A 26,122-nucleotide genomic window follows, 5' to 3' on the forward strand; every position below is an offset into this window, starting at 1 on the left:
CGGCCAGGCCACGAAGCAGAAGGGGTGGACGGTGCGCCGTCATTCCGCGGCACTCGGCTTGGAGGCGACCTTGCCCAGCCGGTAAAGGCCGAGGAAATAGGACAGGCCACGACTGGTCTGAAAGAGCGCGATCCGCAGGAAGCGGGTCGTGCCGCGGACCACGCCGATATTGTTGCGCCGCGCCTTCTGGAACCGGCTCCAGCGCTCCGCGTCGGAAAAGGCGAGATCGGCGATCATCCGGCTGTGCAGCGGCTCGGACGGCTCGTAGCGGCAGCCGAGCATCAGTCCCTGCGGGTCCTGCTCGATGCGCTTGACCCTGATCGGCAGCGTGCCGCGCGGCATGGCGAGCGTGGTCTCGAACGAGATCAGCGCCTGGTCCCCGACCGTGGGCTTGGTGGCCGGTGCCGCGCCGATCCGGATCGCGATACCGTCGACCGAGGCGTTCTCGGTGACCATCGGCATGGCGTCCCCGTTCAGCGTTATCTCGCCCCGCCGCTTCACGGCGAAGCGCCGCGCGGCGCGCCCCTCCGGCCGTTCGGAGACGACGCCGAGGGCACATCCGGCCATGAGCAGGTTCATCATGTTCCACAGGCCGACGACCAGGGTCGTGTCGGCATTGTAGGGCTCGGCGATGGTCCGCCAGTACTGGGCGACGACGCCGAGCGTCAGGACGATGAAGATGATCAGGAAGGGCATGCCGAGTTCGGAGACGCGGCGCGTCTCCAGGGATTCGTTCTTGGCGGTCACCTTGAAGGTCGGCTTGCTGGGATTGAGCATCACCGAGATCACGGCCGGCAGCAGATAGATCGACTGGATGAACTCGTAGAGCTCGGAGATCCACGGCCAGCGATAGCGGCCATAGAGGTAGTTCTGCATCATCAGGTTCACGACCATGTAGCCGAGGATGTAGGCGATGAACTCGCCACCGGTCGCGACGAAAATCTGCAGTCCGAAGAAGAGGTAGAACAGCGGCGAGATCAGGAAGATCATTCGCGCGAAGGGGAACAGCCAGAACAGGGCGGTAGAGGTGTAGCAGAGCCGTTGCGGCAGGGAGAGACCGCGCTTCAGCAGCGGCCGATGATAGATCAGGATCTGCATCATCCCCTGGGCCCAGCGCGAGCGCTGGCCGATGAAGCTGGTGAAGGTCGCCGGCTGCAGTCCGGCGATCAGGGGCTTGTCGACATAGACGCTGTTCCAGCCGGCGGCATGCAGAGTGATCGCCGTCTCGGCGTCCTCGGTGATCGAGCGCCCGGAGAAGCCGTTGGTGGTCAGCAGCGCCTTGCGGCTCAGCACCGCCGCCGAGCCGCAGAAGAAGGAGGAGTTCCACTTGTCGAGCCCGCGCTGGATGATGCCGTAGAACATCTCGTTCTCGGACGGCATCTCCTTGAAGGTCTTCAGATTGCGCTCGAGCGGGTCGGGATTGATGAAGAAGTGCGGGGTCTGGACCAGGAAGAGCTTCGGGTCGCGGGCGAAGAAGCCGACGGTCTCGGTCAGGAAGCTGCGCGCCGGGGCATGGTCGGCGTCGAAGACGACGATCAACTCGCCCTGCGAATGTGCGATGCCGTTGTTGAGGTTGCCGGCCTTGGCGTTGAGGTTGCGCTCGCGCGTGAGATAGGTGACGCCCAGCCCTTCGCAGAGCTTCTGCAGCGTCGCCCGGCGCTCCTTGGCGGCATGTGCGGCGGCGAAATTGTCGGAGGCGCACTTCTCGTCGGTGCCGCCGTCGTCGAGCAGATAGACCTGCAGTTTCCCGGTCGGGTAGTCCATGGCGAGCGCTGCGGAGAGCGTCGTCGCCAAGAGCTCCGCATCCTCGTTGTAAGACGGCACGAAGACGTCGACGGTCGGGGCGTTCGCAAGGTCGATCGGCGGCGTGGCGCGGCGGGGCAGCGGCATCGCGACGACGAACAGGCTGAGGAACAGCATGCCGATATTGTAAAGCTCGGCGACGTAGAGGATGACGCCGGGGATGAAGTCCTCGAGCTGGTTGACCGGCGGCAGCGTGCTGGTGGTCCGCCAATAGACGTAGCGCAGCACGACGGCTGTCCCGAGGCCGAGCGCGATCAGCCGCCAGACGCCGAGCGGGCGCAGCAGCTTCAGCAGGATCATCGCGCCGACCAGGATGGTACCCGCGATCAGATGCGCCTGCAGGCTGATCGGCAGCGCGATCAGCGCCGTGACCAGCGCTGCCGTGACGGCCCAGACGATGACGTAAATCGCGGTTGGCATCAGATGCTACGGACTTCTTGCTCAGCGTGAGGGCGGCGGTGGCACTGTCGGGTAGCCTTCGAGCGGGCGGTCGGGAACGGCAGTCTCTGCGGGCGCTACGTCGCGCAGGGGGGCTACGCGTGCCGGCCGGGGCCGGGGCCGCACCACGGTGGTGCGTGGCGCCATGACATCATCGAAGGAGGGCTGCGGCGCCGGATAGATCGGCGCGCCTGCCTCGCCGAGATTCGGCGCCGGGTCCGGCGCTTCCCCGATGGGATCCCAGCCGCTGCGCCCGAGCGAGGCGTTGAGCGCGTAGCCATAGGCGAGCCGCAGCAGCGACGCTTCGCTCGCGCCCGGCTCGCAGACGCGCAGGCGGATCGACGCCGCACCCGTCTTGGGGCGAAACAGGCTGTCGCCGCGCATCAGGCGCTGCCAGACATAGATGCAGCCATCGTTGCCGACGCCGCGGCCGTAGGCATAGCCGAAGGGGCCGTATTTGTTCTGCACGAACACGGCGGCGGTCGACATCGCCACGCCGGGGAAGCGCTCCTCCATTTCCGCTGCGAGGACGTGGTCGTCGAGCCCGGGCTCCTTCAGCAGGTTCCCGGCAACGCCTTCGCCGTCGGGAAGGTCAGCCGAGGTCAGGAACGCCACATGGATCGTGTTCTCGCCGGGCGTGCGGCCGCGCGTCGCGAGCGAGATCGTCTGGGCGATGGCGTTGTCGTACTGGCGCTGCGTGACGGCGACGGCGGGCGGGCCTCCGGGCGGAAGCACGACCATCGCCCGGCTCGGGTCGACGTTCACCGCGCGGGTGGAGAACACCAGATCGCTTTCCGAAAGCCGCTGCTCGCCGCAGCCGGCGAGGATCGCCGCGACGCCGGCCGCTGCTGCCAGAGCCGCTCGTCGGGTGCGCCGTAACGCGCGCCTGTTACCAAGAGCGGTCGGCAGCTGCCGGCAACCTGTCATGGTCGCGCGAAGCGGTTGTTGCGTGCCGTCATGTCTTGACCATCGTTAATATTCGTTAACGGGAGCTTACATGGCGCTTCGCGTTAAACGGGCATCTGTCGAAAGCAGTTTCGCTGCCCCCAATACAATTGATTCTCGCTGTTCGGCCAACCCGTCAGCGCAACGATAAGCACAATGTTAGGTCAATCGGCGGCTTGACACGCTGCGGGGGCGATCACTTTTTGTGCTGCCGCCGGCACATGGACGTTTGCTGGCATTCGTCGCGGACGCGCGGATCGCATTGCTGAAAAGGGCGCCGGCCAAGCCGCAGGAGAGCGGGGCGCCCGGTTTCGCGTCACATGTTCGATTCGTGTCCTGCGGCGCCAAAAGGCGACGCGCCGGCCGGCGCCATGCGTGCCAGGACTGCAGCCGGCAGCCTATTGCAAGCCTCTCCGCGAGGCTTGGGGGGCGACACCGCTCGGCGCGCCTCGCGCCCGACGCACGGCCTAGTCGTCGACATGATCATGACCGCCGATCCGCCCCGGCCGCCAGTAGCCCTCCGAAGCGATGCTCGCCTTCGGCAGCCCCACCTGGACGAGGTGGTGCCGCCAGGAGCGGACATTGCTCGTCTCGCCCATCAGATAGGCTTGGCCGCGCCCGGTCGGCAGCGCCAGCGACCGCAGCGCGTCCAGTACCAGCGTATTCGGGCCCTGTGCCATGCCATCGCGGGCGAGCCAGCGGCAGGTGAGTGCCGCCGCTGTCTCGATCGCGATCTCGTCCTGAGCCGAGGCGGTCTCGATCAGGGCGTGGACGACCGAGCCGGCGGGCATCGTCTCGAGCATGTGCAGCATCGCCGGCAGGCCGGTCTCGTCGACGCAGAACAGGTGCCAGTCGGCGCCCGCTGCTACGACGCTACGCCCGCGCGGACCCTGCGCGAGCAGCGTGTCGCCGGGGCGGGCCGCCTTTGCCCAGCTCGGCGCCGGCGTCGTCCCGTGCAGGACGAAATCGATGGCGAGCCGCTTCGCCTCCCGGTCGAACCAGCGAATGGTGTAGTCGCGCCGGCCGGTCTCGCCGCCCGGCAACGGCATGCGCAGGATCAGTGCCTGGCCGGGCCGGTAGTCGAGTTGGTCGAGCGTTTCGGCCGTGAAGACGACGCGGCGCAGGCGCGGGGCGATGTCGAAGGCCTCGACGACGGAAAGATGCCATTCGTCGAGGGCAGGGCGGGTCGGCTTGGGCGTTTCGGTCATGGCAGCGAACTCCAGTAGACGCCGTCGAGCGGGAAGGGCTGGAAGCGTGCATGCAGCTCGCGCAGCAGCCCCTCGGGGTCGAGATCGGCGAAGAGGGCAGGGTGCAGCCATTTGGCGAAAGCCTGCACCGCCGCGACATTGAAAGGCGAATTGTAGAAATGATGCCAGACGGCATGGGCTCGCCCATCGCGGATCGCCTGCAGTTCGGCGATGCCGGGGCGTGCCATCGAGCGTTTCAGGTTCTCCTGCGCCACGCCCGCCGGCACACCGGCACCGAGCGCGAGCCATGGTCGCGAGCCGGCGGAGGCGAGATCGCCGATCGCCGTGCCGATATAGACCTGCGGCGGGTTGGCGATGAGCCATTCGAGGCTGACCGTGCCGGCTTCGCCCGGCACCATCGCCTCGGCGATGTTGACGCCGCCGGCCGCAGTGACGAACCGGCCGATCATGCCGCGCGTCATCGTCTCGCAGCAGCTTGAATCGAGGCCGACGCGGCTTTCGACGAAGACGCCGACGGGAGCGGGTTTCGCTTGCGCCAGCCGCTCCGTGACCTGCGCCAGCGCGGCCCGCCAGGCGGCGTTGAATTCGGCCGCCTCGCGCTCGCGGCCGAGCGCCTGCCCGAGCACCTCCATCGATCGCGGGGTATTGGCCAGCGGGTCGCTGCGGAAGTCGATGAAGAGGATGACGGTGCCGGTCGCCTCCAGAGCCCTGATCACCTCGCCGGAACGGGTATCGGGACCATGGCCGCCAATGCCGAAGATCGCGACCTGCGGCCGGAGCGCGATCGCCTGCTCCAGGCTGAAGCTCTCCTTGGCGGTACGGCCGATCCGGGCAATGCCGGCGATGCCCGGGAAGCGTTCGCGATAGCGGGCATAGCTCGCCGGGTCGACATTCTCGTAATCGCCCATCATGCCGACCACGCGGCCGACCGGGTCGTCCCTGTCGAGAATGGCGAGGGCGGGAATATAGCGGCCCTCGCCGATGATGAGGCGCTCGACCTTGTCGGGAACGGTGACCGTCCTGCCGGCGAGGTCGGTAATCTGCTTCGCACCCGCCGAGGCGGGTGCGAGCAGGAGCGCTAGGCAAAGCAGGACGCTGCGCAGCATGGCGTTGGGCTTCCGGGTGAGCTTCGGGCGGGAGCTAGAAGTCGACCTGGGCGGAGACCACGAAGGTCCGGGGCGCGCCGACGGCCAGGAAGCCACGCGCGGCCGATGCCCAGTACGAGGCGTCGAACACGTTCTCGACGCCGGCCCTGACCACCACCGGCTTGCCGGCCGGTCCGGTGAAGGCATAGCGCAGGCCGATGTCGAACCGCGTCCAGTCAGGCACCGACTGCGTGTTGGCCTGGTCGTAGAACATGCTGCTCGTGTAGATCATCCGGCCGGTGACGGTGAGGCCCTGGACCCAGGGAAGATCGTACTCGCCGTAGAGATTGATCGCCGTTCTCGGAATGCCCGGCGCGGTCTTGCCATCGAGCAGGCCGCCTGCCGTGCTGGCGAGCTCGGCATGCATGAAGGTGACGCCGCCGAGCAGCCGCAGGCCCTGCAATGGCTCGCCGAACATGGTGAGTTCGAGACCGCGATTGACCTGGAGGCCGCTGACCGAGAAGCGGTTCGTGGCCGGGTCGGTGAAGCCGTTGGGCTGCCGGATCTCGAAGAGCGAGGCCGTCATGGCGACGGTCCCGAAATCATACTTGATGCCGACCTCGGTCTGCTTGTTGACGACCGGCGCGAACACCTCGCTGGCGTTGACGGCTCTCGCCGGAGGGCTCGGCCCTTCGGTCAGGCCCTCGATGTAGTTGGCATAGACGGAGAGCTTGTCGGTCGGGCGCACCAGCGCTGCGATCGCCGGGCTGAAGCGTCCTTCCTGATAGGTCGAGGCGAGCGCCCCCTGGGTCGGGACGGGACGGGTGACGTAGCTCTTCAGGTCGATGTCCTGATAGCGCCCGCCGAGCGTGAGCTGGATCCGATCGCCGGCTACCGACATCGTGTCGGCGATCGCGATGCTGCGCAGATTGAGGCTCGTGAAGAGCGGCTGCTGGTTGGACCTCGGGAAGCCGATCGTGCTGACCGAGCCGCGCGGCAGATGCACCGGCGCATAGATATTGGTTTGGAAGCTCGGCAGCGCGACCGGGAAGAAGCCGCGCGAGTAGTTCTCGTTGACCGCCTGCGAGGCGGAGATGTTGAACTGGTGCTGGATGAACCCGGTCTGGAATTTCGAGCGCAGGCCGACCTCGCCCGAAAAGCCCTGCAGCTCCAGTGGCATGATGGTCAGGCTGTTCGTGGCCCGGCCATCCGAGTTGGTGATCCGGTAGTACGACGACAGGAAGTCCTCGCGATAGCGGCTGGCGCCGGCCGCGGCATAGATCGTGGTGTCAGGGAGCAGGTCGAACTCCATCCGGCCGGCGACCATGTTGTACCGGCTGTCGATGTATTCGAGCGAGCTCGAGGTGTTCTTGCGGCCGTTCGGGGCCTTGGGGATCACGATGCCGGGCGCCACCTCGTTGAACAGGGATGTCGGGGCCGTGACGTTCTGGGTCGAGTGCGCGAAGTCCAGCGAGGCCCGGAAGCGGTCGCCCCGGTAGTCGAGGCCGAGCGAGGCGTTGCCGACCTCGATGTCGTTCTTGTCCAGCGCCGTGTTGCCCTGGCGGTAGGAGCCGTTGAAGCGGACGCCCCATTCCTTCGACGCGCCGAAGCGGCGGCCGAGGTCGAGATGGGTCCAGAGCTGCGAGTCGCTGAGATAGGTGGTCGTGACGCGGGTCAGGGGCTCGTCGAAGGCGCGCTTGGGAATGAGATTGATCGTGCCGCCGATCCGGGCGACGCCGCCGTTCAGCAGCGCGGTCGGGCCCTTGAGGATCTCGACGCGCTCGATGCCTTCGACGAAGCTGCGGCGCGGATTGGCCATGTAGGCGAGGCCGTCAAAGGCGGTGTCGAGATTGACGACCGAGAAGCCGCGAATGAAGAAGGAATCGCGCTCGCTGAACGCCGGAGCATCGTTGCGCACGGACGGGTCGTTCTGCACGACGTCGGCGAGCGACCGGGCCTGCTGGTCCCGCATCAGCTTGTCGGTATAGCCCGTCACGTTGAACGGCGTCGTCATCACCGAGCGGTTGCCGAAGAAGCCGAGCCTCGTGCCGGTTCCGACCTGCCCACCCGCATAGGGAACGGGCGGCTGACCGATCGTTCCGGTCGGCGGTGGCAGCCCCGCGCCGTCGACCACGACCTCGTCGAGCGCAATTGCGCCGGCCGGCGCCGCACCGGCGGCGCCCGGCGCCCGCCGAGCCTCGACCGTCACCGAGCGCGCGCCGGTGAAGCGATAGGTCAGGGTCGTGCCGGCGAGCAACTGCTGCAAGGCCGCTTCCGGCGAGGTTGCGCCCGAGACCGCGCTCGAGCGCTTGCCGGCGGCGAGGGAGGACGGCACGAAGATCTCGATCCGGGTCTGGCGCGAGAAGGCGATCAGCGCCGAGGAGAGCGGCTGCGCCGGGATGGAGATGCTCGTGCTGGCGGCCGGGGGCGTCTGGGCGAGCGCAGGGATGGAGTGGAGCGAGGCGAGGGCGGAGCTGGCGAGCAGGGCCGTGACGAGCGTCGACCGCCGGAAGCGCCCGCCGGCCAAAGTTGCGTTGTTCATGTCGGCAAAGTCCCCGTCCGCAATCCTGCGGAGCGCCGCTGTGGCGCTCCCTCGCTGGGGAAGACGCTGGCGTGGCGAAAAGTAATTAGGCCGGTGCGCGGATTTTTCTCACCAGGCCACGAGGGCGGCGAAATAGCCGGTCGCGCGCAGCAGCCGCAGATCGAGATTGCGCGCGATGGTCTCGAGCGCCGCATCGGGGCGCTTGGCGTCGAACACCGCGGTGACGCGCCGCTTGCCGAGCTCGCCACCGAGCAGCTGGACATGGCCGCGCCGGTAGCGACCAAGCTCGCTCAGCACGGTGTCGAGCGGGGCGTCGTGGAAGACGATCTGGTCCTGCCGCCAGGCCTGCGCGGCATCGAGGTCGGCCATGCGGACCGGCGAGACGCCGCGTCCGTCATAGCTGACCTCCTGGCCGGCGCTGACGCCGACCGCCGCCCCGCCGCCGGCGCTGACTGCGACCTTGCTCTCGGTGACCACCACCGAGACCCTCTCGCTCGGCGCGATCTTGACGTCGAAGGCGGTGCCGAGCACCGCGATCTGCCCCTGTCCGGCGCTGACGACGAATGGCCGCGTCTCGTCCCTTGCGACGCTGAAGAAGGCCTCGCCGGTAACCAGCCTGACCGCGCGACGCGCGCCGTCGATTTCGACATCGATGGCACTCCCCGGCCCGAGCTCGACCCGCGAGCCATCGGCCAGCGCGATCGTGCGGCGCTCGCCGATCGCGGTTCGGTGATCGGCGAACAGTCCCGGCGGCTGCAGGCGCAGGCTGGCCGTGACGGCGAGCAGCAGCATCGCGGCGGCGGCGAGCGGTTGCCAGAGCGGCCGCGGCCGGCGCCGGGGAGCGCTGACGACTGTGGCCGGTCCTGCGAGCTTCGGCGGCGCCAGCTGGTCCAGCGCGCCCCAGATCACCTCGAGCTCGCGCCAGGCCCGTTCATGCGCCGGGTCCGCCCTTCGCCATGCGGCAAAGGCGGCGCGATCGGCCTCCGAGGCCTGCTCGTCGCGCAGTCGGACGAACCAGGCGATGGCGGCATCGTCGATCGTGTCGGCCTGGACCGGTTCCATCAGCGGGTCGGCCCGGGCCGCGAGGCCGGTTTTCGCAGACGCATCGCGCGCCAAAACTCCATCTGGCCGATCTCGGCCCTGTCCTGATTCTCTAGACGATCCGGCACGGAAAACTAATTAGCGCCCGGGGAATTTTTCTCCCGCACGCGCTGCCGCAGCAGGCGCATGGCGTTGGCGAGATGGACCATCACGGTGTTGCGTGAGATCCCGAGACGCTGGGCGATCTCGGCGTAGCTCAGCTCTTCGAACTTGTGCAGCAGCAGCACCTCGCGGCTGCGCGGGGGCAGCGCGGCGAGCTCCTGCTCCAGATCCGCGAACCTTTCCTGCTCGACCAGCCGGGCTTCGGCGGAGGGGCCCGGGTCCGGGATCGCCAGGGCATCCGGTTCTTCGACTGCGAACAGCAGCCTGCTGCGCTGCTCTCTTCGCCAATGGTCTATGGCGATGCTGTCGGCGGCGCGGCTGAGATAGGCGCTGGGATCGCGAAGCTCGGCGCGCGGCGCCCGCAGCAGGCGCAGGAAAAGCTCCTGCACGGCGTCCGCCGCCTGCTGGGCGCTGAGGCCGCGCCCGATCAGCCGCCGCCGGAGCCTGTCCTGCTCGGTTGCGTAAAGTGCGGCCACGCTGAGCGCCTCGTCGGACATCGATCTCCACAGTCATTGCGCCCTCCGGCGCCGCGCCCGCTATCGACCGATCGCGAGAAGAAAGTCAACGAAAACAGTAGTTTATAGAAAGTCTAATGTGTCGATTCGAGGTTTCCGGTGTGCTCCGACGAACGGGTCCCGGCCCGGCCGGCAAGCGGCCCGGAACTTGCTGGTGCGAGCGGATGCCGCGCCCGCCGCGGTTTTGGTGCGTGGAGCGACGGTCGAGACCATCCCTCCGCAAGCCGCCGGTTGACGCTTTTCGCGGCACATGCCTTGCTGGCGCAGCCGACTATCAAGAATGAGGCGAAAAGCCTCGCTTTCGGAACAGACTGACCAAGGTCAGCAGAGGGGATGAGCTATGGACGACCACAAGTTGCGCGAACTGGTTGAGGGCGTGAAGGACGGTGCCATCTCGCGGCGCGCTTTCATGCGGCGAATGGCGGCCGTTGGTGTCGCCGCTCCCTTTGCATCGCAGATCCTGGCCTGGAACGGCGTCGCGATGGCGCAGGCTTCGCTCGCCTACAAGCCGACCAAGGCCGGCGGCGGCGGCCCGCTGAAGATCCTGCTCTGGCAGGCGCCGACGCTGCTCAACCCGCATTTCGCCAGCGGCACCAAGGACCAGATCGCCGGCCGCATCTTCTTCGAGCCGCTCGCAGGCTGGGACAAGGAAGGCAACCTGACGCCGCAGCTCGCGGCCGAGGTGCCGACCCGCGCCAATGGCGGGCTCTCCGAAGACGGCAAGGTGGTGACCTGGAAGCTGAAGCAGGGCGTCAAATGGCATGACGGCAAGCCGTTCACCGCCGACGACGTCGTCTTCACCTGGGAATATGCCGCCGACCCGGCGACTGCCGCCTACACCACCGGCTCCTACACCAACATCAAGGTCGAGAAGGTCGACGACCACACCGTCAAGGTGATCTTCAAGGAGCCGACGCCGTTCTGGGCCGACCCCTTCGTCGGCGTCGTCGGCCAGATCCTGCCGAAGCACCATTTCGGCGAGTACAAGGGCGCCAAGTCCCGCGAGGCGCCGGCCAATCTGAAGCCGGTCGGCACCGGCCCCTACAAGTTCGTCGACTTCAAGCCGGGCGACATTCTCACCGGCGTGCGCAACGAGGACTATCACGTCAAGAACCAGCCGCATTTCGACACGATCGAGGTCAAGGGCGGCGGCGATGCGGTATCGGCGGCCCGCGCCGTGCTGCAGACCGGCGAGTTCGACTATGCCTGGAACCTGCAGGTCGAGGACGAGGTCCTGAAGCGCATGGAAACCGGTGGCCGCGGCAAGGTCAGCGCGGTGCCGTCGGGCGACATCGAGTTCATCATCCTCAACACCACGGATCCGTGGACCGAGGTCGATGGCGAGCGCTCCAGCATCAAGACCAAGCACCCGACGCTGTCGGACCCGAAGGTCCGCGAGGCCTTCAACCTGCTGATCGACCGCGACTCGATCCAGAAGTTCATCTATGGCCGCGGCGGCACCGCGACCGCGAGCTTCGTCAACGAGCCCAAGCAGTTCAAGTCGCAGAAGCTGAAATACGAGTTCAACGTCGACAAGGCGAACAAGATCCTCGACGACGCCGGCTGGAAGCGCGGCTCGGACGGCATCCGCGAGAAGGACGGCAAGAAGCTCAAATACGTCTACCAGACCTCGATCAACGCCCCGCGCCAGAAGACGCAGGCGATCATCAAGCAGGCCGCCCAGAAGGCCGGCATCGATCTCGAGCTGAAGTCGGTGACGGCGTCGGTGTTCTTCTCCTCCGACGTCGCCAACCCCGACACCTACACCAAGCTCTATGTCGACATCGAGATGTACACCACGACGCAGCCGCAGCCCGATCCGGAGCGCTTCCTCAACCAGTTCGTCTCCTGGGAGATCGCCACCAAGGAGAACAAGTGGCTGGGCCGGAACGTCTCGCGCTATTCGGACCCGGCGGCCGACGAAGCCTACAAGGCTGCGCAGAAGGAGCTCGACCCGGCCAAGCGCGCTGCGCTGCTGATCAAGGTCAACGAGATCTTCTGCGAAGCCAATGTGATCCTGCCGCTGCTCTCGCGCACCCGCGTCGCCGCCTCGGCGAGCAATCTGATGCACGACCATAGCGGCTGGGACGTCGACACCTGGAACGTGGCTGCCTGGTATCGCAGCTGAGGCCGGCTAAACCGCTCACGGACGGTCGAAACCGTCCGTGAGCGGCCCTCTGCCGCTTCCGCGCGAGTTGGCTCGGCCCGGTGGTGTCTCCTCGCCATCGACTCGCGCTGCTCGCTTTAGCGACCCCGTTCACGGGAACCCTTGATGGCGACTTATCTTCTGCGGCGATTGCTGATCGCCATTCCGAGCCTGCTCGGCATCAGCCTGATCCTGTTCACGGTCCTGGCGATGGCGCCGGGCGACCCGTTCTCGGAGATGGCGACCAATCCGAATGTTCCGCCCGAGGTGCGCGAGGCGCTGCGCGCCAGCTTCGGCCTCAACGATCCGATCATGGTGCGCTATCTGCGCTGGCTCTCCGCCATGCTGCAGGGTGACTGGGGCTTCTCCTTCGCCAGCCGCATCAATGTCGACGACCTGATCCTGCAGCGCGTCCCGACCACGCTCTTCGTCGTCGGCGCCTCGCAGATACTGGCGCTGTGCGTCGCGCTGCCGGTGGGGATCTACGCGGCGACGCGGCCCTATTCGGTCTTCGACCAGATCGCCAACACGCTCGCCTTCGTCGGCTTCTCGCTGCCGACCTTCTTCACCGGCCTGCTGCTGATCCTGCTGTTCTCGATCAAGCTCGACTGGTTCCCCTTCGTCTATCGCTCCGACATCGCCGCGACCGGCTGGCGCTGGTACTGGGAGATGTTCCGCCAGGCGATCATGCCGATCACGGTGCTCGGCCTGTTCCAGGCGGCGTCCTATACCCGCTATGTCCGCTCGGCCGTGCTCGACGTGATCCGGCTCGATTACGTCACCACGGCGCGCGCAAAGGGCCTGGGCGAGAAGACCGTCACGCTCCGGCATATCACCCGCAACGCGCTGATCCCGGTCGTGACGCTCGTCGCCCTGCAGATGCCGGCGGTCTTCGGCGGCGCGATCGTCACCGAGCAGATCTTCCGGATTCCCGGCATCGGCTCGCTTTTGATCGACGCGATCCTAGCCAACGACACGCCCGTGATCATGGCCGTCACCTTCGTCTTCGCCTGCCTGGTCGTCCTCTTCAACCTCATCGCGGATCTGCTCTATGGCTGGCTCGACCCTCGCATCTCCTTCGGCTGATCCGGCTGCGGCCGCCGCCGCGGCGAGCGTATCGGTCTCGCCCGGGCGCGAAACCTGGCGGCGCTTCCGTCGCCATCGCCTGGCAATGGCAAGTACCGTCATTCTCGCCCTCCTGATCCTCGGTGTCGTTGTCGGCCCATGGATCTGGACGGTGCCAATCAACGAGATCGATTTCTCGGCGCAATTGCAGGGCCCGTCCTGGGCGCATCCCTTCGGCACCGACGATCTCGGCCAGGACCTGCTGGCCCGCATGATGTATGGCGGGCGCATCTCGCTCGCCGTCGGGCTGGCCGCCATGGTGGTCGCGACGCTCGTCGGCGTGGTGGTCGGCGCGCTTGCCGGCATGTCGCGCCGCGGGCTCGATCCCTTCCTGATGTGGGTGACGGACCTTTTCCTGTCGCTGCCTCAGCTGCCTCTGCTTCTGCTGGTGATCTATCTCTTCCGCGAGCAGCTCAAGGCCGTCTTCGGCGTCGAGGGCGGCGTCTTCATCCTGATCGTCGTCGTCATCGGCGGCCTGCGTTGGATGCCGGTGGCGCGGCTGGTCCGGGCCCAGTTCTTCTCGCTGCGCGAGAAGGAGTTCGTCGAGGCGGCGCGGGCACAGGGCGCGACCAAGACGCGCCAGATGGTCGTCCACATCCTGCCGAACGCGATCGGTCCGGTGATCGTCGCGGCGACCATCGAGGTCTCCTCGGCGATCATCGCGGAATCGACGCTCTCCTTCCTCGGCCTGGGCTTCCCGCCGGATATCCCGACATGGGGGCGCCTGCTCTTCGACGCCAAGGATCATCTCGACGTCGCCCCGCACTGGGCGATGTTCCCCGGCGCCGCGATCTTCCTGACCGTGCTCTCGATCAACTTCATCGGCGACGGCCTGCGAGATGCCTTCGATCCTCGCCGCGTCATCTGAAGCCGACCGGAAAGCGACCTCATGACGACTCCAATTCTCTCCGTTTCCGGCCTGACGACCTCGTTCCGGGTCGAGGGAGCGTGGCGCTCCGTGGTCCGGGGCGCCGCCTTCGACATCGCGCCGAAGGAGACCGTGGCACTCGTCGGCGAGTCAGGTTCGGGAAAGAGCGTGAGCGCGCTCTCGATCATGCGGCTGACCCCGCCCGGCTCGAGCAAGATCGAAGGCAGCGTGAAGCTCTCGGGCAAGGAGCTTCTGACGCTGCCGGAGGCGCGGATGCGCGAGGTGCGCGGCAACGACATCGCGATGATCTTTCAGGAGCCGATGACGAGCCTGAACCCGGTGCTCACCATCGGATTTCAGATCGCCGAGGCGCTGATGCTGCATCGCGGCCTGTCGCGTTCGGCGGCCGAGGCCGAGGTGGTCAGGCTGCTGGAGAAGGTGCGGATCCCGGCGGCGAAGGCGCGCTTCCACGACTATCCACACCGCTTCTCCGGCGGCATGCGCCAGCGCGTGATGATCGCGATGGCGCTCGCCTGCAAGCCGAAGCTCCTGATCGCCGACGAGCCGACCACGGCGCTTGACGTGACGATCCAGGCCCAGATCCTCGAGCTGATCAAGCTGCTGCAGGAAGAGGAGGGCATGTCGGTCCTCTTCATCACCCACGACATGGGCGTGGTCGCCGAAATCGCCGACCGCACGGTCGTGATGTACAATGGCGAGCAGGTCGAGACCGGCCGGACCGAGGACATCTTCGCCAATCCGCAGAAGCCCTACACCAAGGCGCTGCTCTCGGCGGTGCCGCGGCTGGGCTCGATGGAAGGGCGCCGCCGGCCGATGCGTTTCCCGGTGGTCGACCGCAAGACCGGTCTCTCGGACGTGCCGGCCGAGACGGCCGATACCGTCGCCGCGAGCGAGCGGCCGGTGCTCGAAGTCGCCAATCTGACCACGCGCTTCGAGATCCGCTCCGGGCTGCTCGGCAGTGTTTCCGGCCGGGTCCATGCGGTCGAGAACGTCTCCTTCAGCCTGCTTTCGGGCGAGACGCTGGCGCTGGTCGGCGAATCCGGCTGCGGCAAGTCGACGACCGGGCGATCGGTGATGCGCCTGATCGAGCCGCTCTCCGGCTCGGTCCTGCTCGATGGCGAGGACGTGCTGAAGCTCGACCAGAAGACGCTGCGCGAGCGCCGGGTCCGCATGCAGATGATCTTCCAGGACCCGTTCGCGAGCCTCAATCCGCGCATGACGGTCGGCACCGCGGTCGCCGAGCCGTTGCTGATCAACAAGCTCGCCAATCGCCGGGAGGCGCAGGACAAGGTCGCCGACCTGCTCCAGCGCGTCGGCCTCCAGCCCGACATGGCGAGCCGCTTCCCGCACGAATTCTCCGGCGGCCAGCGCCAGCGCATCGCGATCGCCCGGGCGCTTGCGGTCGAGCCGCGGCTCGTCGTCGCCGACGAGGCCGTCTCTGCGCTCGACGTCTCGGTGAAGGCGCAGGTGATCAACCTGATGCTCGAGCTGCAGGAGCGGATGAAGCTCGCCTACCTCTTCATCTCGCACGACATGGCGGTAGTCGAGCGCGTCAGCCATCGCGTCGCCGTGATGTATCTCGGCGAGATCGTCGAAATCGGCCCGCGCGCGGCGATCTTCGGCAATCCCCAGCACCCCTATACAAGGCGCCTGCTCGCCGCCGTGCCGGTCGCCGATCCCGCCCGACGCCACGAGAAGCGCCCGGTTTCGAACGACGAGATCAGGAGCCCGGTCCGCGCACCCGACTATGTCCCGCCGGTCCGGCAATATCGCGAGGTCTCGCCGGGCCATGCCGTGATGATCTGGGGCGAGGAATGGGAGAAGCAGGAGGCGAGGGCGTCGGCCGCCTGAGATAGTGCCAGCAAGCCCGGTCCTTCGCTTGGGTCGGCGCTGGTACGTCGGCCCTAAGGTTGCGGGCGCGCGGCCGACAATGCTGCGAGCTCGGCGACCAGCCGTTCTGGTGTCGGACAGGGGATTGCTCCGAGCCGGGCGAGGTCGTCGGTGACATCGACTGGCAGGCCGGAGTTGGAATCCTCGGGGATCTGGTTGAGGCGGCCGCCGATGCAGACCGGCAGCTTGGCGCCGGCGCGTTCGAGCGCCGCCAGTACCTCGGTCGCGAAACGCAGGGCGATGCCGTTATAGGTGCTGATCGCGATCACGTCGCAGCCATTCGCCAGGGCGATGGCGACGAGGTCGTCGGGATCGGCCGAGGTGCCGCCATCGACCGGCTCGGCCTTGAGCTGGGTCAGCAGATGCTCGATCAGGCTCTTGCCGTGCTCATGCACGTCGCTGCTGGCGACGCAAACCTTGAGCCCCGCCTGGCCGATGCCGCTGCGGACCGGCGCCGCGACCTTGTCGAGCCAGGCTTCGGTCTCGTGGCGGAGTTCCTCGACCCATTCGGCCTCGACGAGCGCGCGGCGTCCGCCCCAGGCGGCGTGGTCCTGCGTCCCGACGCCATAGAGCGCTTCCAGCCGCCGCGGCCCGATCCGGCGGAGCGCCAGCATGGTGGCGGCGGGATCGCGGATATCGACGCCGATCTGCGCCAGGCCGGCGAGGACCTGGTCGCGGAACTGGCGCGCGCCGGCGACGAGCTTTCCCGCCATCGCATCGACAGGTCCCAGATCGATCAGGCCAAGGCTGGCGGAGGCATGCTCGACCAGCTTTCCGGCGAAGGTCTGGGCGTCGATGATCTCGTCGGTGTCGGGAATGCGCTCGTTCTCGGTGACCGGCACCGGGTTGATGGCGTGGCCGCTGTGCTGCCGGCGCAGCGACCAGATATCGGCCTGGAGATAGCTGGCGAGGCTGGCGAAGTTGCCGGCCGGGGTCGACTTGTAGCTGACCGTGTTGCCGAAGATCATGCTGCCGGGCGTGTCGGTCACCTGCATCAGCGCGTGATGGAAGGCGAGCCGCACCAGCGGCGCGGTGAAATGATGGCCGTAGCAATGGGAGGCGCGGGCGCCGATCAGCTCCTCGACGATGTATTTCTCGACCAGCACCATGCCGAGCGCCGAGCTCATGTCGGAGAAAAGGCCGGCGAAGCCGTCGTCGAGATTGGAATGGACGAGAACCTCGACCGGCTGGGCCGCGATCAGTCCGAGCGCCGTCACCGTGGCCTCGGTCGTCGCGACGTCGTCGTCCCAGTCGGGCAGGCGGAAGGTGAAGTACTGGCCGAGATTGCCGACCGTGGTGACGCCCGCCGCGAGTGCCGCACGGGTGTTCTCGACGGCGCCCGGAAGGCCGAGCATGAAATCGCCGAAATGCGCCGCGGCCGGGACGACGCCGGTGATGCGGGCAAAATCCTCCGGCCCGGTCAACACGATGCCGGTACCGCGCGGACGCTTGTCGCGCTCGGCGATGGGATAGCCCATCGACCAGTCGAGGGTGATGCCGAAGCGATCGACGGTGACGCCGCGCCCGGCACAGCTCTCATGCACGCTGCGGATCGCCTCGAGCGTGCGTTCGACGCTGCGAAAGCCGATATGGGCGTGCTGCATGATCCGGCCTTCGGCGGCCGTCCTGCGCTTGTAATCAGCCTCGCAGGCGACCTGCGCCGTATCGAGGAAGAGATTTCGGCCGACCTGCCATTCGCGCGCCATCACGGCGCCCTCGGTCAGCAGTTCATGACCGGGCCGCAGCCGCGGCGGGACGAGGTCGGCGAGCGGCGGCAAGACAGGCGCGGTCATCTGGCGTTCTCCACCGGCCTGCCGGCTAGACCGCGATGCGGTCGAACTGGCGGCGGATAGCGGCGGTCAGGCTCGCCGCCGTCAGGGCCGAGGTCTTCGGATTGGTTGGCGAGGGCAGGTTGACGAAGCTCAGCCGCGCGGTGCCGAGCGCGCTCGTCGCCTCGATTTCGTGCGTATTGCCGGCCGCGGCCGGGTCGGAAACGATCCTGACCGAGAGGCGGTCATGCCCGACGGCGAGCGCAATGGTCAGCCCGACATTGAGGTTCTTCGGGTAGCGCCTGGCGGCTTCGCGCGCGGAGCCTTCGTAGAGCACGATCTCGGCCTGAGCGGCTTTCTCGGCAAGGCCGGCCGCGGCAAGCTCCGGCCTCCAGGCTGCCGGCGGTTTGCGCGAGGTGTAGCGGACTTTCGCGTCCGGCGTCTCGCGCAACGCCGCGAGATAGTCGAGGCCGCCGACCGCTCCGGAAGGAACGATCAGCCGGGCGTCGCCCTTCTGTGCAGCCTCGGCGAGGCGCAAGAGCAGGGCATCGTCGGCAAGCGCACCGGTCGAGGCCGGCAGCGCCGGGATACCGGCGGCGAGCACTTGCGGCAACGTTTCGGCGACCGCTGCATGGCCCGCGGCCTCGACGACGAGGTCGGGGCGCCAGGCCAGCAGGTCGCCAAGGCTATCGAGCGCAGCGACGCCGGCAGGCAGGCTCGCCCGGCTCGGCGAGCCCGGCCGCAGCAGGCAGGCGAAGGCAAAGCCATCGCCGCCAAGGCGGGCGTGAATGTCGCGCGCGATCGTGCCGAAGCCGATCAGCGCGAGGCGCCGCTCGCTCGCCATTCCAGCCTCCGTCAGGGCTTGCGCTGGTCGGTGGGCTGGGCCGCGAAGACCGTCTGGCGCTCGATCTCCAGCACGTTCTCCGGCCGCGGGAAATTCTCCGGCGCGGGCTCGCCGGCAGTGCGCGGGCGGCCGATTAGGCGGAAGAAGTCTTCGAGACCGTTCGGCACGATCAGCCAGACCCAGTGCAGGTCCTCGGTGCCGTCGTTGATGAACATGTGGCGGCGGCTCTTGCCGACGAAAATCGCCGTGCCGGGCACGGCCGGGACGTCCTTGCCGTCGAGCACGGCGCGGCCCTTGCCCTTGATGAAGTAGATGACCTCCTCATGGCGGTCATGGCTGTGCTCGCGCACATAGCCGCCGGGCGGCACGGTCTGGGTGCCGAAGGCCAGCGGGTTGTCCATCTTGACCTTGGACGGGTCGAGCGCGACCTCGATATGGCCGTTGGCCGGCACCGGCTGCCAGAAGCTGGTGGCCGTGCCGGGCTGGACGACGAAGGTCTCGCCGGGTTCGTGGACTTCGCTCATGGCGCAAGACTCCGTCAGTTGGCTCGTCCCGGCACGGCCGAGAGCAGCCTTTGGGTGTAGGGGTGCTGGGGCGCGGCGAAGATCTCCGCCGTCACGCCCTGCTCGACGACCTCGCCGCGCTGCATGATCGCGATCCGGTCGCAGATCTGCGCCGCGACGCGCAGATCGTGGGTGATGAAGATCATCGAAAGCGAGAGTTTGTCGCGCAGCTCGACCAGAAGCTTGAGCACCTGCGCCTGCACGGAGACGTCGAGCGCCGACACGGCTTCGTCCGCGACCAGCACCTTGGGCTCCAGCGCCAGGGCCCGTGCGAGGCCGATGCGCTGGCGCTGGCCGCCGGAGAATTCGTGTGGCAGCCGGTCGGTCGCGCTCGGATCGAGGCCGACAAGGGCGAAGAGCTCCTTGGCGCGCGCCATCGCCGCGCCGTGCTTGGTGCCGCGCGCGATCAGGCCCTGGGTGACGAGATCCCCGACGGTTCGGCGCGGGTTGAGCGAGGCGTAGGGGTCCTGGAAGACCATCTGGACGAGATGGCGATGGCGCCGGAGGCTCTCGCCTTCGAGCTTGCCGAAATCGACGCCGTCAAGCTCGATCGCGCCCTGGTCCGGGTCGAGCAGGCGCACGATGCAGCGCGCCAGCGTCGACTTGCCGGAGCCGGACTCGCCGACGATGCCGAGCGTCGCCTGGCTCGGCAATTCGATGCTCGCCGACTTCACCGCATAGGTGACGCGCTCCTTGCGGCCGAACCAGCCACCGCCGCTGCGATAGGTCTTGGATAGCTCGCGGATCGTCGCGATGCTGTTCTGCGGCAGCGTGCGCGGCGGCGGGGGCGTCAGGCTCGGCACGGCCGCGATCAGTGCCTTGGTATAGGGGTGCTGCGGGTTCTCCAGCACGGCCTCGGCGCTGCCGCTTTCGACCACCTTGCCGTGCTGCATCACCATCACCCGGTCGGCGATCTCGGCGACCACGCCGAAATCATGGGTGATGAACAGCACCGACATGCCGGTGCGGCGCTGGATGTCGCGGATCAGCTTGAGGATCTGCGCCTGGATCGTGACGTCGAGCGCCGTCGTCGGCTCGTCGGCGATCAGGATGTTCGGCTCGAGCGCCAGCGCCATCGCGATCATCACGCGCTGGCGCTGACCACCGGAGAGCTCGTGCGGATAGGCGCGATAAGCGGAAGCCGGATCGGGGATGCCGACCTCGTCGAGGAGCTTGAGGGCGCGCGCCTCGATTTCCTTCTTAGGCAGATCGGTATGGGCGCGGAACATCTCGGCGATCTGGTCGCCGGCGGTGCGCAGCGGGTTCAGCGCCGTCATCGGCTCCTGGAAGATCATGCCGATCTCGGGGCCGCGGATCGCCCGCATCTCGTCCTCGGACAGGCGGACGATGTCGCGCTCGCCGAGCATGATCCTGCCGCCGCGGATCGGCAGCATGGGCGGGAGCAGCCCCATCAGGGCCGATGCGGTCATCGACTTGCCCGAGCCGCTTTCGCCGACGACGCAGACGATCTCGCCGGCGTTCAGGGTCAGCGACAGGTTCTCGACCGCATGGGGCCGGTCGGCGCCCTTGGGCAGGGCGATGGTCAGGTCCTCGATCCGGACGAGCGGCGCCGGCGCGGAAGCAATCATCTGGGCGGCGCTCATCGGTTGCGAAGCCTCGGATTGAGCGCGTCGTTCAGCCCCTGGCCGACCAGCGAGACCGAGAGGATGGTCAGGAGGATGGCGACGCCGGGGATTGCCGAGACATACCATTCGCTGCGCAGCACCTTGCGGCCCTGGCCGATCAGATTGCCCCAGGAGGCGATGTTCGGATCGGAGAGGTCGAGGAAGGCGAGGGCGCTTTCCAGCAGGATCGCGGTCGCCATCACGACGCTGCCATAGACGATGATCGGGGCGAGCGCGTTCGGGAGGACCTCGCGGAAGATGATCCAGCGATTGGTCAGGCCGAGCGTGCGGCAGGCCTGGACGAATTCGCGGTTGCGCAGCGTCAGGAACTCGGCGCGCGTCAGCCGGGCCACGGCCGGCCAGGAGACGACGCCGATCGCGATCGTCACCGCCGTGATGTTGGAGCCGACCACGACGACGAGGACGAGCAGCAGGATGAAGTTCGGCAGCGTCTGGAAAGCCTCGGTCAGGCGCATCAGCACATCGTCCGTCAGCCCGCCATAGAAGCCGGCGACAGCACCGACCACGATGCCGATCGCGATCGCGATCAGTGTCGAGACGACGCCCATCAGCAGGGTGGTGCGGGCGCCATGGGCGATCTGGGCGGCGATGTCGCGACCCGAGGCATCGGTACCGAGCAGGAAGCGGCCGGCGGGATTTGGCCATTGCAGCGGCCGGCCGGCGAGGCCGAGCGGATCACGCGGGTAGAGCAGGTCGGCGAAGACGGCGAGACCGACGATACCGACGAGGAGCAGGAGGCCGAGCATCGCGGCCGGGCTCATCAGGAAGTGCTTGAGGGCCTTCATGGCTCAGGCTCCCGCCGCGATGCGTGGGTCGAGCCGCGCATAGATCAGGTCGACGATGAAGTTCACGAGGATGACCATGATGGCGGAGACGAAGACGATGCCGAGCAGCGTGTTGAGGTCGCGCTGCACTACGGATTCGTAGGCGAGGCGGCCGATGCCGGGCAGCGAGAACACGCTTTCGATCACCACCGAACCGCCGAGCATGGTGCCGGCCTGTAGGCCGATCAGCGTCACCATCGGCAGGAGCGCGTTGCGCAGCACATGCTTGCGGACGATCTCGCCGCGGGTCAGGCCCTTGGCCCGCGCCGTGCGGACGAAGTCGAGGGTCGAGACCTCAAGCATCGAGGCGCGCATGATGCGCAGGTAGATGGCGAGGAAGATCAGCGCGAGCGTGATCGTCGGCTGGACGAGATGGCGGGCGATGTCGAGCACCAGCCAGATGCCGGTCGCGCCGGAGCCGATCTCGTAGAGCCCGCCCGGCGGCAGCCAGGCCAGCCAGATCGAGAACACGACGATGCTCATCAGGCCGAGCCAGAAGGAGGGCGTCGCGTAGAACAGCAGCCCGAGCAGCGAGATCAGCGTGTCGGCCCAGCCGTTGACGCGCTGCGCCGAGACGATGCCGAGCACCATGCCGGCGAAGAAGGCGAAGCTCAGCGCCGAGAACATCAGCATCAGCGTCGCCGGCAGCCGTTCCAGGATCACGGTCGCGACGGGCTTATTGTAGATGGCGGAGAAGCCGAGATCGAGGCGGACCAGCCGCCAGAGATAGTCGAGCAGTCGCACCGCGGCGCTGCCTTCGAGCCCGTAGAAGCGCCGCAGCTCCGCTGCCTGCGCCGGATCGCCGCCGCCCATCTGCGCCATCAGCGCGTCGACCGTGTCGCCGGGCGCGAACTGCAGGAGGATGAACAAACCGGCGAGCAGGATGAGCAGCGTCGGCGCGCTGCTCATCAGCCGTCGTCCGGCCAGCTTCAGAATTTGCATGGCGTGCTCTTCCAGCGCCGAGCAAGCCGGGATGGCCGCACGGGGCGGGCCATCCGAGATCGCCAAGCGGTGCTTGTCAAAAGACGTTCGTCAGGCCCGGAGCTGCCTGTCGCCAGGGACAGGCAGCTCTGGTGCGTCCACTCAGGACTCGATCCACAGATCCGCCCAGTGGCTCGACGGCCAGCGCGGATTGTTGTGGTGGTTCTTCAGCTTCTTGCTGGTGACCGAGATGAACTGGCGTTCCGTCGCCATCCACAGCGGGACTTCGGTGTTGAGCAGGTTGACGATCTCCGGATAGGCGGCCTTGCGCTTGGCCGGATCGATCTCGAACGCCGCATCGTCCATCATCTTGTCGGCCTTGGGGTCGACCCAGCCCCACTGGTTGGTGAAGGCGGTGCCCTTCGGGCTGCCCGAGCGGTACCAGACCATCGTGCTGATCGCCGGGTCGGCGCGATAGATGTGCCAGCCGGTCGAGAGATCATAATCCCAGTCGCGATAGACCGCGGTGAGATAGGTCGCGGCGTCCGGGCGCTGGAGCTCAACCTTGATGCCGACCTGCTGCAGCGACTGCTGGATGAAGGTCGACCAGAGCGGGATGTCCTCGCCGAAGGGCGGGCTCAGCATCTTCAGCGAGAAGCGCACCCCGCCGGCGCCGCGCTTGAAACCGGCCTCGTCGAGCAGCGCGTTGGCCTTCTTGACGTCGAAGGCATAGTCCGGCGCGCCCGGCTTGTAGAAATTGGTCGAGACCGACGGGATCGGCCCGTGGGCGCGCTTGCCGTTGCCGTACAGGAAGTTCTCGATGAAGAAGTCGGTGTCGACCGCGTGGATGATGGCGCGGCGCACGCGGACATCCGCGAGTTCCTTGCGGCGCAGGTTGAACTCGATCGTGTTCTGGAAGGGCTGGCGCTCATTGCCGCGCGAGGAGACCTCGAAGCGCGGATCCTTGCCGAGCCGGTCGATATCGGCCAGCGGCAGCGAGGAGTAATTGCTCATATGGACCTGGCCGGCCTCGATCGCGGCGGTCGCGGCGGCCTTGTCGGTGATGAAGCGCCAGACGATCTTGTCGAGATAGGGGTAGCCCTTGCGCCAGTAATCCGGGTTGCGCTCGGCGATGACGTACTGGCCGCGCTCGTACTGCGCGAACTTGAACGGTCCGGTCCCGATCGGCGCGACGTTCGCCGGGTTGTCGAGGATGTTGGTGCCCTCGTAGATGTGCTTGGGCGCGATGTAGCCGAGGTCGGGCGCCGCACCCATGAACAGGTCCATCGGCATCGGACGGCTGTAGCGGAAGATCGCGGTATGGGCGTCCGGCGTGTCGACCGCCTCGAGCGCCGAATGCAGCGCCGTGCCGTAGTTCAGGTGCTTCTTCCACAGCTCCATCGCCGTGTACTGGACATCGGCCGAGGTGAAGGGCTTGCCGTCATGCCACTTCACGCCTTCGCGCAGCTTGATGGTGATGGTCTTGCCGTCCGGCGAGCCTTCCCAGCTCGTCGCCAGCATCGGCTCCAGCTCGCCCTTCTCGTTGAGGTCGACCAGCGGCTCCATGATCTTGGAGGCGATGACGTAGACGCCCGTCGAGGCGCGCAGGGCCGGATTCAGGATGCGCTGCTCCTGCGGCATGTGCACCGTGACGGTGCCGCCGCGCTTGGGCTCCTGGGCGAAGGCGCCGGCGGGCAAGGCGGCCGCCAGCGCAAGGGCGCCGGCGCTGGCGAGCAGATGGCGCCGGGTCGGATGTCCTGCAGTCATAGTCCCCTCCATTATTGCGGTTGCTTGTGAATTTTTGCCTGGCCGGCGGTCAGCCTGGCCGGCGTGATGCCGTTTCCCAGCCGATCAGCGCCCCGTCGACGGCAGCGCAGGGCAGGGCGCCCGGGCCCGTCCATTCCGCGAAGGGCTGCGCGCGGGAAAAGTCGTCGCAGGCGAGCACGATGCCGCAAGGCGGAAGCGCGTCGTCCGGATTGCGGCCCCAGCGCTGCGCGAACCGCGCTGCATCGACGAAGACGAGGTCTGCTCCGCGCGGCTGCATCGCGACCGTGAAGGCGCCGTCACGCTCGCCGACCGAAAGCGAAAGCAACCGGCCGCAGAGCTCGGCTTCGGCGCGCGGGGCGGCGGCGACGATCTCGATGCGCTTCAGGGCACGGGCGCCGTTGCGGTGCTCGATGAGGCTCGGCAGCCAGACCGTCTCGCGGGTGAGATGCTGGCAGGCGAACAGGCGCGCCCCGCCGGGCGCCGGCTCCAGCGGCCACTGGAAGATGCGGAAGCCGGCCTCGCCGGTGCGCCCACCGTCGAGATCGACGGGACGGCGGAACTCGAACGGCCCGGTGCTGCCCTCGAAGCCGTCGCGCTTCAGCGCGGCGAGCCCGGCTTCCGCGTCGTCGGTGCGCATGGCGAGGCGTTCCAGCCCTGCGCCGTGGGCCAGGAAGGCCCGGGTCGGCTGGTTGAATTCGGTCGCGGCGAGCACGCCGAGGAGTTCGACATAGTCGTCCTCGAACATGATCGTGTGGTTGGCGGTGCCGAGATAGTCGCTGTGCAGGCCGCGCGGCGAAACCGTGAAGCCGAGGGCCTGCCAGCGCTCGGCCGACGCAGTGAGATTGCTCACGGCGATGACGATGTGGTCGAGCCCAAGGACGTGGTCGCGCATTCGGCAAAGGTTCCATGCGAGGCGGGATTTCCCCGATGGCGAGACCGTGTCATAAGTGCATGCAGTTGTACAGGCACTTTTGGCTATCGCGTGCTCGGCTTATGCACAAATCTCGGCTTCGCTGGTGAAAGCGGCGGCAATGCAACGTCCGGATCGGCGCGCGGTAAACTTGGGAAGTGAAGAAAACTCCTTTGAATACAATGCACTGCCAGAATGCGATGATGCCCGGGCGCGGCCGGAGAGCAGCCTTCGCCGAAGCTGCGCTGGACGGCCTCCCGGACCACGCCGGCGAGATCGCCGTGCTATTTTCGGGAGCGGGCGCGGCCGCGGCGTGGCGCGGTCTGCTCCGGCAGGAAGATCTTGAGCAGGGCTTCCTTCAGCACGGCGCGGGCCTCCGCGAAGGTCAGCGAGATATGGCTGCGCAGGATTTCGATGCCGCGCTCCCGGTCGCGATCGACGATCGCCTGGACGATGCGGCTGTGATCCTCGACCAGGCTCCAGTGCTGCGGCCCGTTCTCGATCTGGACGCGGCGCACGAAACGGATGCGCGCATTCACGCCGATCAGCTGGCGGACGATCTCGGGATTGTTGGCGAGCTCGGCGAGATGGACGTGAAAACCCTCGTCGAGTTCGAGGATCTCGTCGGGATCCTTGTTCTCGTAGCGCATGCGGGCATCCGCCCAGAAGGCCTGGAGCCGGGCGATGCCGGCCTCGTCGGCGCGTTCGCAGGCGAGGGCGAAGGCCCCGGTCTCGATGATCGAGCGCATCTCGAACAGGTCGAGCAGATCGTCGATGTCGACGCCCCGGAAGCAGAAGCCGCGATTGGGCGTGAACACCACGAAGCCTTCGGAGGCGAGCCGGTTCAGCGCCTCGCGGACCGGCGTGCGCGAGAGGTCGAGCATCTGCGCGAGATGGACCTCGTTGATTCGCTCCGCCGGACGCATCTTGAACTCGACCAGCTGCTGCCGGATCGCCTTGTAGGCGCGTTCTGCGCTGTCGGCCGCGCGGCGCGGCGCGGGGGATTTCGCGCCCGTCTTGTCGGTGTCGACGCTGGGGGCCTTCGAGGTGTCCGGCATTCCGCCTCTCTTTACGGCCGATCTCTTGCCG

The 26,122-nt window shown here is 67.5% G+C and carries 20 protein-coding genes; 4 read left to right on the forward strand and 16 right to left on the reverse strand.

All coding sequences use genetic code 11. The features are described from left to right. Nucleotides 1–39: 39 nt before the first annotated feature. The 7 genes from bcsA to AC1REK_RS18970 form a co-directional block, all read right to left on the reverse strand. Nucleotides 40–2,223, reverse strand: a complete 2,184-nt coding sequence (gene bcsA, locus AC1REK_RS18940; protein ID WP_492268861.1) for a UDP-forming cellulose synthase catalytic subunit — start codon at nt 2,221–2,223, stop codon at nt 40–42. A gap of 21 nt (nt 2,224–2,244) precedes the next feature. Beyond that, complete coding sequence (gene bcsN, locus AC1REK_RS18945) at nt 2,245–3,024, reverse strand: cellulose biosynthesis protein BcsN (RefSeq protein WP_492268860.1); 780 nt, start codon at nt 3,022–3,024, stop codon at nt 2,245–2,247. Nucleotides 3,025–3,653: 629 nt separating this feature from the next. Then, entirely contained in the window at nt 3,654–4,394 is a 741-nt protein-coding gene (locus tag AC1REK_RS18950) for a siderophore-interacting protein (RefSeq protein WP_492268859.1), read from the reverse strand. Continuing rightward, nucleotides 4,391–5,500 (reverse strand): ABC transporter substrate-binding protein, encoded by a 1,110-nt coding sequence (locus AC1REK_RS18955; protein WP_492268858.1) that lies wholly within the window; start codon nt 5,498–5,500, stop codon nt 4,391–4,393. The genes AC1REK_RS18950 and AC1REK_RS18955 overlap by 4 nt, the downstream gene beginning before the upstream one ends. A gap of 34 nt (nt 5,501–5,534) precedes the next feature. Continuing rightward, nucleotides 5,535–8,021, reverse strand: a complete 2,487-nt coding sequence (locus AC1REK_RS18960; RefSeq protein WP_492268857.1) for a TonB-dependent siderophore receptor — start codon at nt 8,019–8,021, stop codon at nt 5,535–5,537. Nucleotides 8,022–8,129: 108 nt separating this feature from the next. Then, complete coding sequence (locus AC1REK_RS18965; protein ID WP_492268856.1) at nt 8,130–9,083, reverse strand: FecR family protein; 954 nt, start codon at nt 9,081–9,083, stop codon at nt 8,130–8,132. Nucleotides 9,084–9,196: 113 nt separating this feature from the next. Then, a complete protein-coding gene (locus AC1REK_RS18970; RefSeq protein WP_327523098.1) occupies nt 9,197–9,721 on the reverse strand; it encodes an RNA polymerase sigma factor in 525 nt (174 codons plus the stop codon). A gap of 358 nt (nt 9,722–10,079) precedes the next feature. Here AC1REK_RS18970 and AC1REK_RS18975 point away from each other — a divergent pair, with 358 nt between their 5' ends. The 4 genes from AC1REK_RS18975 (at nt 10,080) to AC1REK_RS18990 (ending at nt 15,750) form a co-directional block, all read left to right on the forward strand. Beyond that, complete coding sequence (locus tag AC1REK_RS18975; RefSeq protein ID WP_316020705.1) at nt 10,080–11,867, forward strand: peptide ABC transporter substrate-binding protein; 1,788 nt, start codon at nt 10,080–10,082, stop codon at nt 11,865–11,867. A gap of 144 nt (nt 11,868–12,011) precedes the next feature. Further along, complete coding sequence (locus tag AC1REK_RS18980) at nt 12,012–12,971, forward strand: ABC transporter permease (RefSeq protein WP_492268855.1); 960 nt, start codon at nt 12,012–12,014, stop codon at nt 12,969–12,971. Then, nucleotides 12,937–13,878 carry an ABC transporter permease gene (locus tag AC1REK_RS18985; RefSeq protein WP_492268854.1) on the forward strand — a complete coding sequence of 314 codons (942 nt, stop codon included), beginning with the start codon at nt 12,937–12,939 and terminating at the stop codon, nt 13,876–13,878. The genes AC1REK_RS18980 and AC1REK_RS18985 overlap by 35 nt, the downstream gene beginning before the upstream one ends. A gap of 21 nt (nt 13,879–13,899) precedes the next feature. Then, nucleotides 13,900–15,750, forward strand: coding sequence for an ABC transporter ATP-binding protein (locus AC1REK_RS18990; protein ID WP_492268853.1), 1,851 nt, complete (start codon nt 13,900–13,902; stop codon nt 15,748–15,750). Nucleotides 15,751–15,803: 53 nt separating this feature from the next. On the opposite strand, the gene AC1REK_RS18995 is transcribed toward AC1REK_RS18990, so the two are convergent. The 9 genes from AC1REK_RS18995 to AC1REK_RS19035 all read right to left on the reverse strand — a co-directional run bounded on the left by AC1REK_RS18995 (nt 15,804) and on the right by AC1REK_RS19035 (nt 26,091). Further along, nucleotides 15,804–17,582 carry a cobalamin-dependent protein gene (locus tag AC1REK_RS18995; RefSeq protein WP_492268852.1) on the reverse strand — a complete coding sequence of 593 codons (1,779 nt, stop codon included), beginning with the start codon at nt 17,580–17,582 and terminating at the stop codon, nt 15,804–15,806. A gap of 25 nt (nt 17,583–17,607) precedes the next feature. After that, nucleotides 17,608–18,402 carry an aspartate dehydrogenase gene (locus AC1REK_RS19000; protein WP_492268851.1) on the reverse strand — a complete coding sequence of 265 codons (795 nt, stop codon included), beginning with the start codon at nt 18,400–18,402 and terminating at the stop codon, nt 17,608–17,610. Nucleotides 18,403–18,413: 11 nt separating this feature from the next. Continuing rightward, complete coding sequence (locus AC1REK_RS19005; protein ID WP_492268850.1) at nt 18,414–18,926, reverse strand: cupin domain-containing protein; 513 nt, start codon at nt 18,924–18,926, stop codon at nt 18,414–18,416. A 14-nt stretch (nt 18,927–18,940) separates the two neighbouring features. Further along, nucleotides 18,941–20,554 carry an ABC transporter ATP-binding protein gene (locus AC1REK_RS19010; RefSeq protein WP_316020698.1) on the reverse strand — a complete coding sequence of 538 codons (1,614 nt, stop codon included), beginning with the start codon at nt 20,552–20,554 and terminating at the stop codon, nt 18,941–18,943. Nucleotides 20,555–20,565: 11 nt separating this feature from the next. Further along, entirely contained in the window at nt 20,566–21,396 is an 831-nt protein-coding gene (locus AC1REK_RS19015) for an ABC transporter permease (RefSeq protein WP_316020697.1), read from the reverse strand. Nucleotides 21,397–21,399: 3 nt separating this feature from the next. Continuing rightward, a complete protein-coding gene (locus AC1REK_RS19020; protein ID WP_492268849.1) occupies nt 21,400–22,377 on the reverse strand; it encodes an ABC transporter permease in 978 nt (325 codons plus the stop codon). Between the two features lie 141 nt (nt 22,378–22,518). Then, nucleotides 22,519–24,123: an ABC transporter substrate-binding protein gene (locus AC1REK_RS19025; protein ID WP_492268848.1), complete on the reverse strand. Its 1,605-nt coding sequence runs from the start codon at nt 24,121–24,123 to the stop codon at nt 22,519–22,521. Between the two features lie 49 nt (nt 24,124–24,172). After that, nucleotides 24,173–25,015 (reverse strand): VOC family protein, encoded by an 843-nt coding sequence (locus AC1REK_RS19030; RefSeq protein ID WP_492268847.1) that lies wholly within the window; start codon nt 25,013–25,015, stop codon nt 24,173–24,175. Between the two features lie 302 nt (nt 25,016–25,317). Next, nucleotides 25,318–26,091, reverse strand: a complete 774-nt coding sequence (locus tag AC1REK_RS19035) for a GntR family transcriptional regulator (RefSeq protein WP_492268846.1) — start codon at nt 26,089–26,091, stop codon at nt 25,318–25,320. Nucleotides 26,092–26,122 lie beyond the last annotated feature (31 nt).

The sequence above is a fragment of the Allobosea sp. GW823-FHT02B03 genome (assembly GCF_058797755.1).

What these genes read in the sequence shown, in the direction of transcription:
- AC1REK_RS19015 (WP_316020697.1), bottom strand. Translation starts at nt 21,396, where the DNA reads ATGAAGGCCCTCAAGCACTTCCTGATGAGCCCGGCCGCGATGCTCGGC.
- bcsA (WP_492268861.1), bottom strand. Translation starts at nt 2,223, where the DNA reads ATGCCAACCGCGATTTACGTCATCGTCTGGGCCGTCACGGCAGCGCTG.
- AC1REK_RS19005 (WP_492268850.1), bottom strand. Translation starts at nt 18,926, where the DNA reads ATGAGCGAAGTCCACGAACCCGGCGAGACCTTCGTCGTCCAGCCCGGC.
- AC1REK_RS19000 (WP_492268851.1), bottom strand. Translation starts at nt 18,402, where the DNA reads ATGGCGAGCGAGCGGCGCCTCGCGCTGATCGGCTTCGGCACGATCGCG.
- AC1REK_RS18985 (WP_492268854.1), top strand. Translation starts at nt 12,937, where the DNA reads ATGGCTGGCTCGACCCTCGCATCTCCTTCGGCTGATCCGGCTGCGGCC.
- AC1REK_RS19030 (WP_492268847.1), bottom strand. Translation starts at nt 25,015, where the DNA reads ATGCGCGACCACGTCCTTGGGCTCGACCACATCGTCATCGCCGTGAGC.
- AC1REK_RS19035 (WP_492268846.1), bottom strand. Translation starts at nt 26,091, where the DNA reads ATGCCGGACACCTCGAAGGCCCCCAGCGTCGACACCGACAAGACGGGC.
- AC1REK_RS18975 (WP_316020705.1), top strand. Translation starts at nt 10,080, where the DNA reads ATGGACGACCACAAGTTGCGCGAACTGGTTGAGGGCGTGAAGGACGGT.
- AC1REK_RS19025 (WP_492268848.1), bottom strand. Translation starts at nt 24,123, where the DNA reads ATGACTGCAGGACATCCGACCCGGCGCCATCTGCTCGCCAGCGCCGGC.
- AC1REK_RS18950 (WP_492268859.1), bottom strand. Translation starts at nt 4,394, where the DNA reads ATGACCGAAACGCCCAAGCCGACCCGCCCTGCCCTCGACGAATGGCAT.
- AC1REK_RS18965 (WP_492268856.1), bottom strand. Translation starts at nt 9,083, where the DNA reads ATGGAACCGGTCCAGGCCGACACGATCGACGATGCCGCCATCGCCTGG.
- AC1REK_RS18980 (WP_492268855.1), top strand. Translation starts at nt 12,012, where the DNA reads ATGGCGACTTATCTTCTGCGGCGATTGCTGATCGCCATTCCGAGCCTG.
- AC1REK_RS19010 (WP_316020698.1), bottom strand. Translation starts at nt 20,554, where the DNA reads ATGATTGCTTCCGCGCCGGCGCCGCTCGTCCGGATCGAGGACCTGACC.
- AC1REK_RS18995 (WP_492268852.1), bottom strand. Translation starts at nt 17,582, where the DNA reads ATGACCGCGCCTGTCTTGCCGCCGCTCGCCGACCTCGTCCCGCCGCGG.
- AC1REK_RS18990 (WP_492268853.1), top strand. Translation starts at nt 13,900, where the DNA reads ATGACGACTCCAATTCTCTCCGTTTCCGGCCTGACGACCTCGTTCCGG.
- AC1REK_RS19020 (WP_492268849.1), bottom strand. Translation starts at nt 22,377, where the DNA reads ATGCAAATTCTGAAGCTGGCCGGACGACGGCTGATGAGCAGCGCGCCG.
- AC1REK_RS18960 (WP_492268857.1), bottom strand. Translation starts at nt 8,021, where the DNA reads ATGAACAACGCAACTTTGGCCGGCGGGCGCTTCCGGCGGTCGACGCTC.
- AC1REK_RS18970 (WP_327523098.1), bottom strand. Translation starts at nt 9,721, where the DNA reads ATGTCCGACGAGGCGCTCAGCGTGGCCGCACTTTACGCAACCGAGCAG.
- AC1REK_RS18955 (WP_492268858.1), bottom strand. Translation starts at nt 5,500, where the DNA reads ATGCTGCGCAGCGTCCTGCTTTGCCTAGCGCTCCTGCTCGCACCCGCC.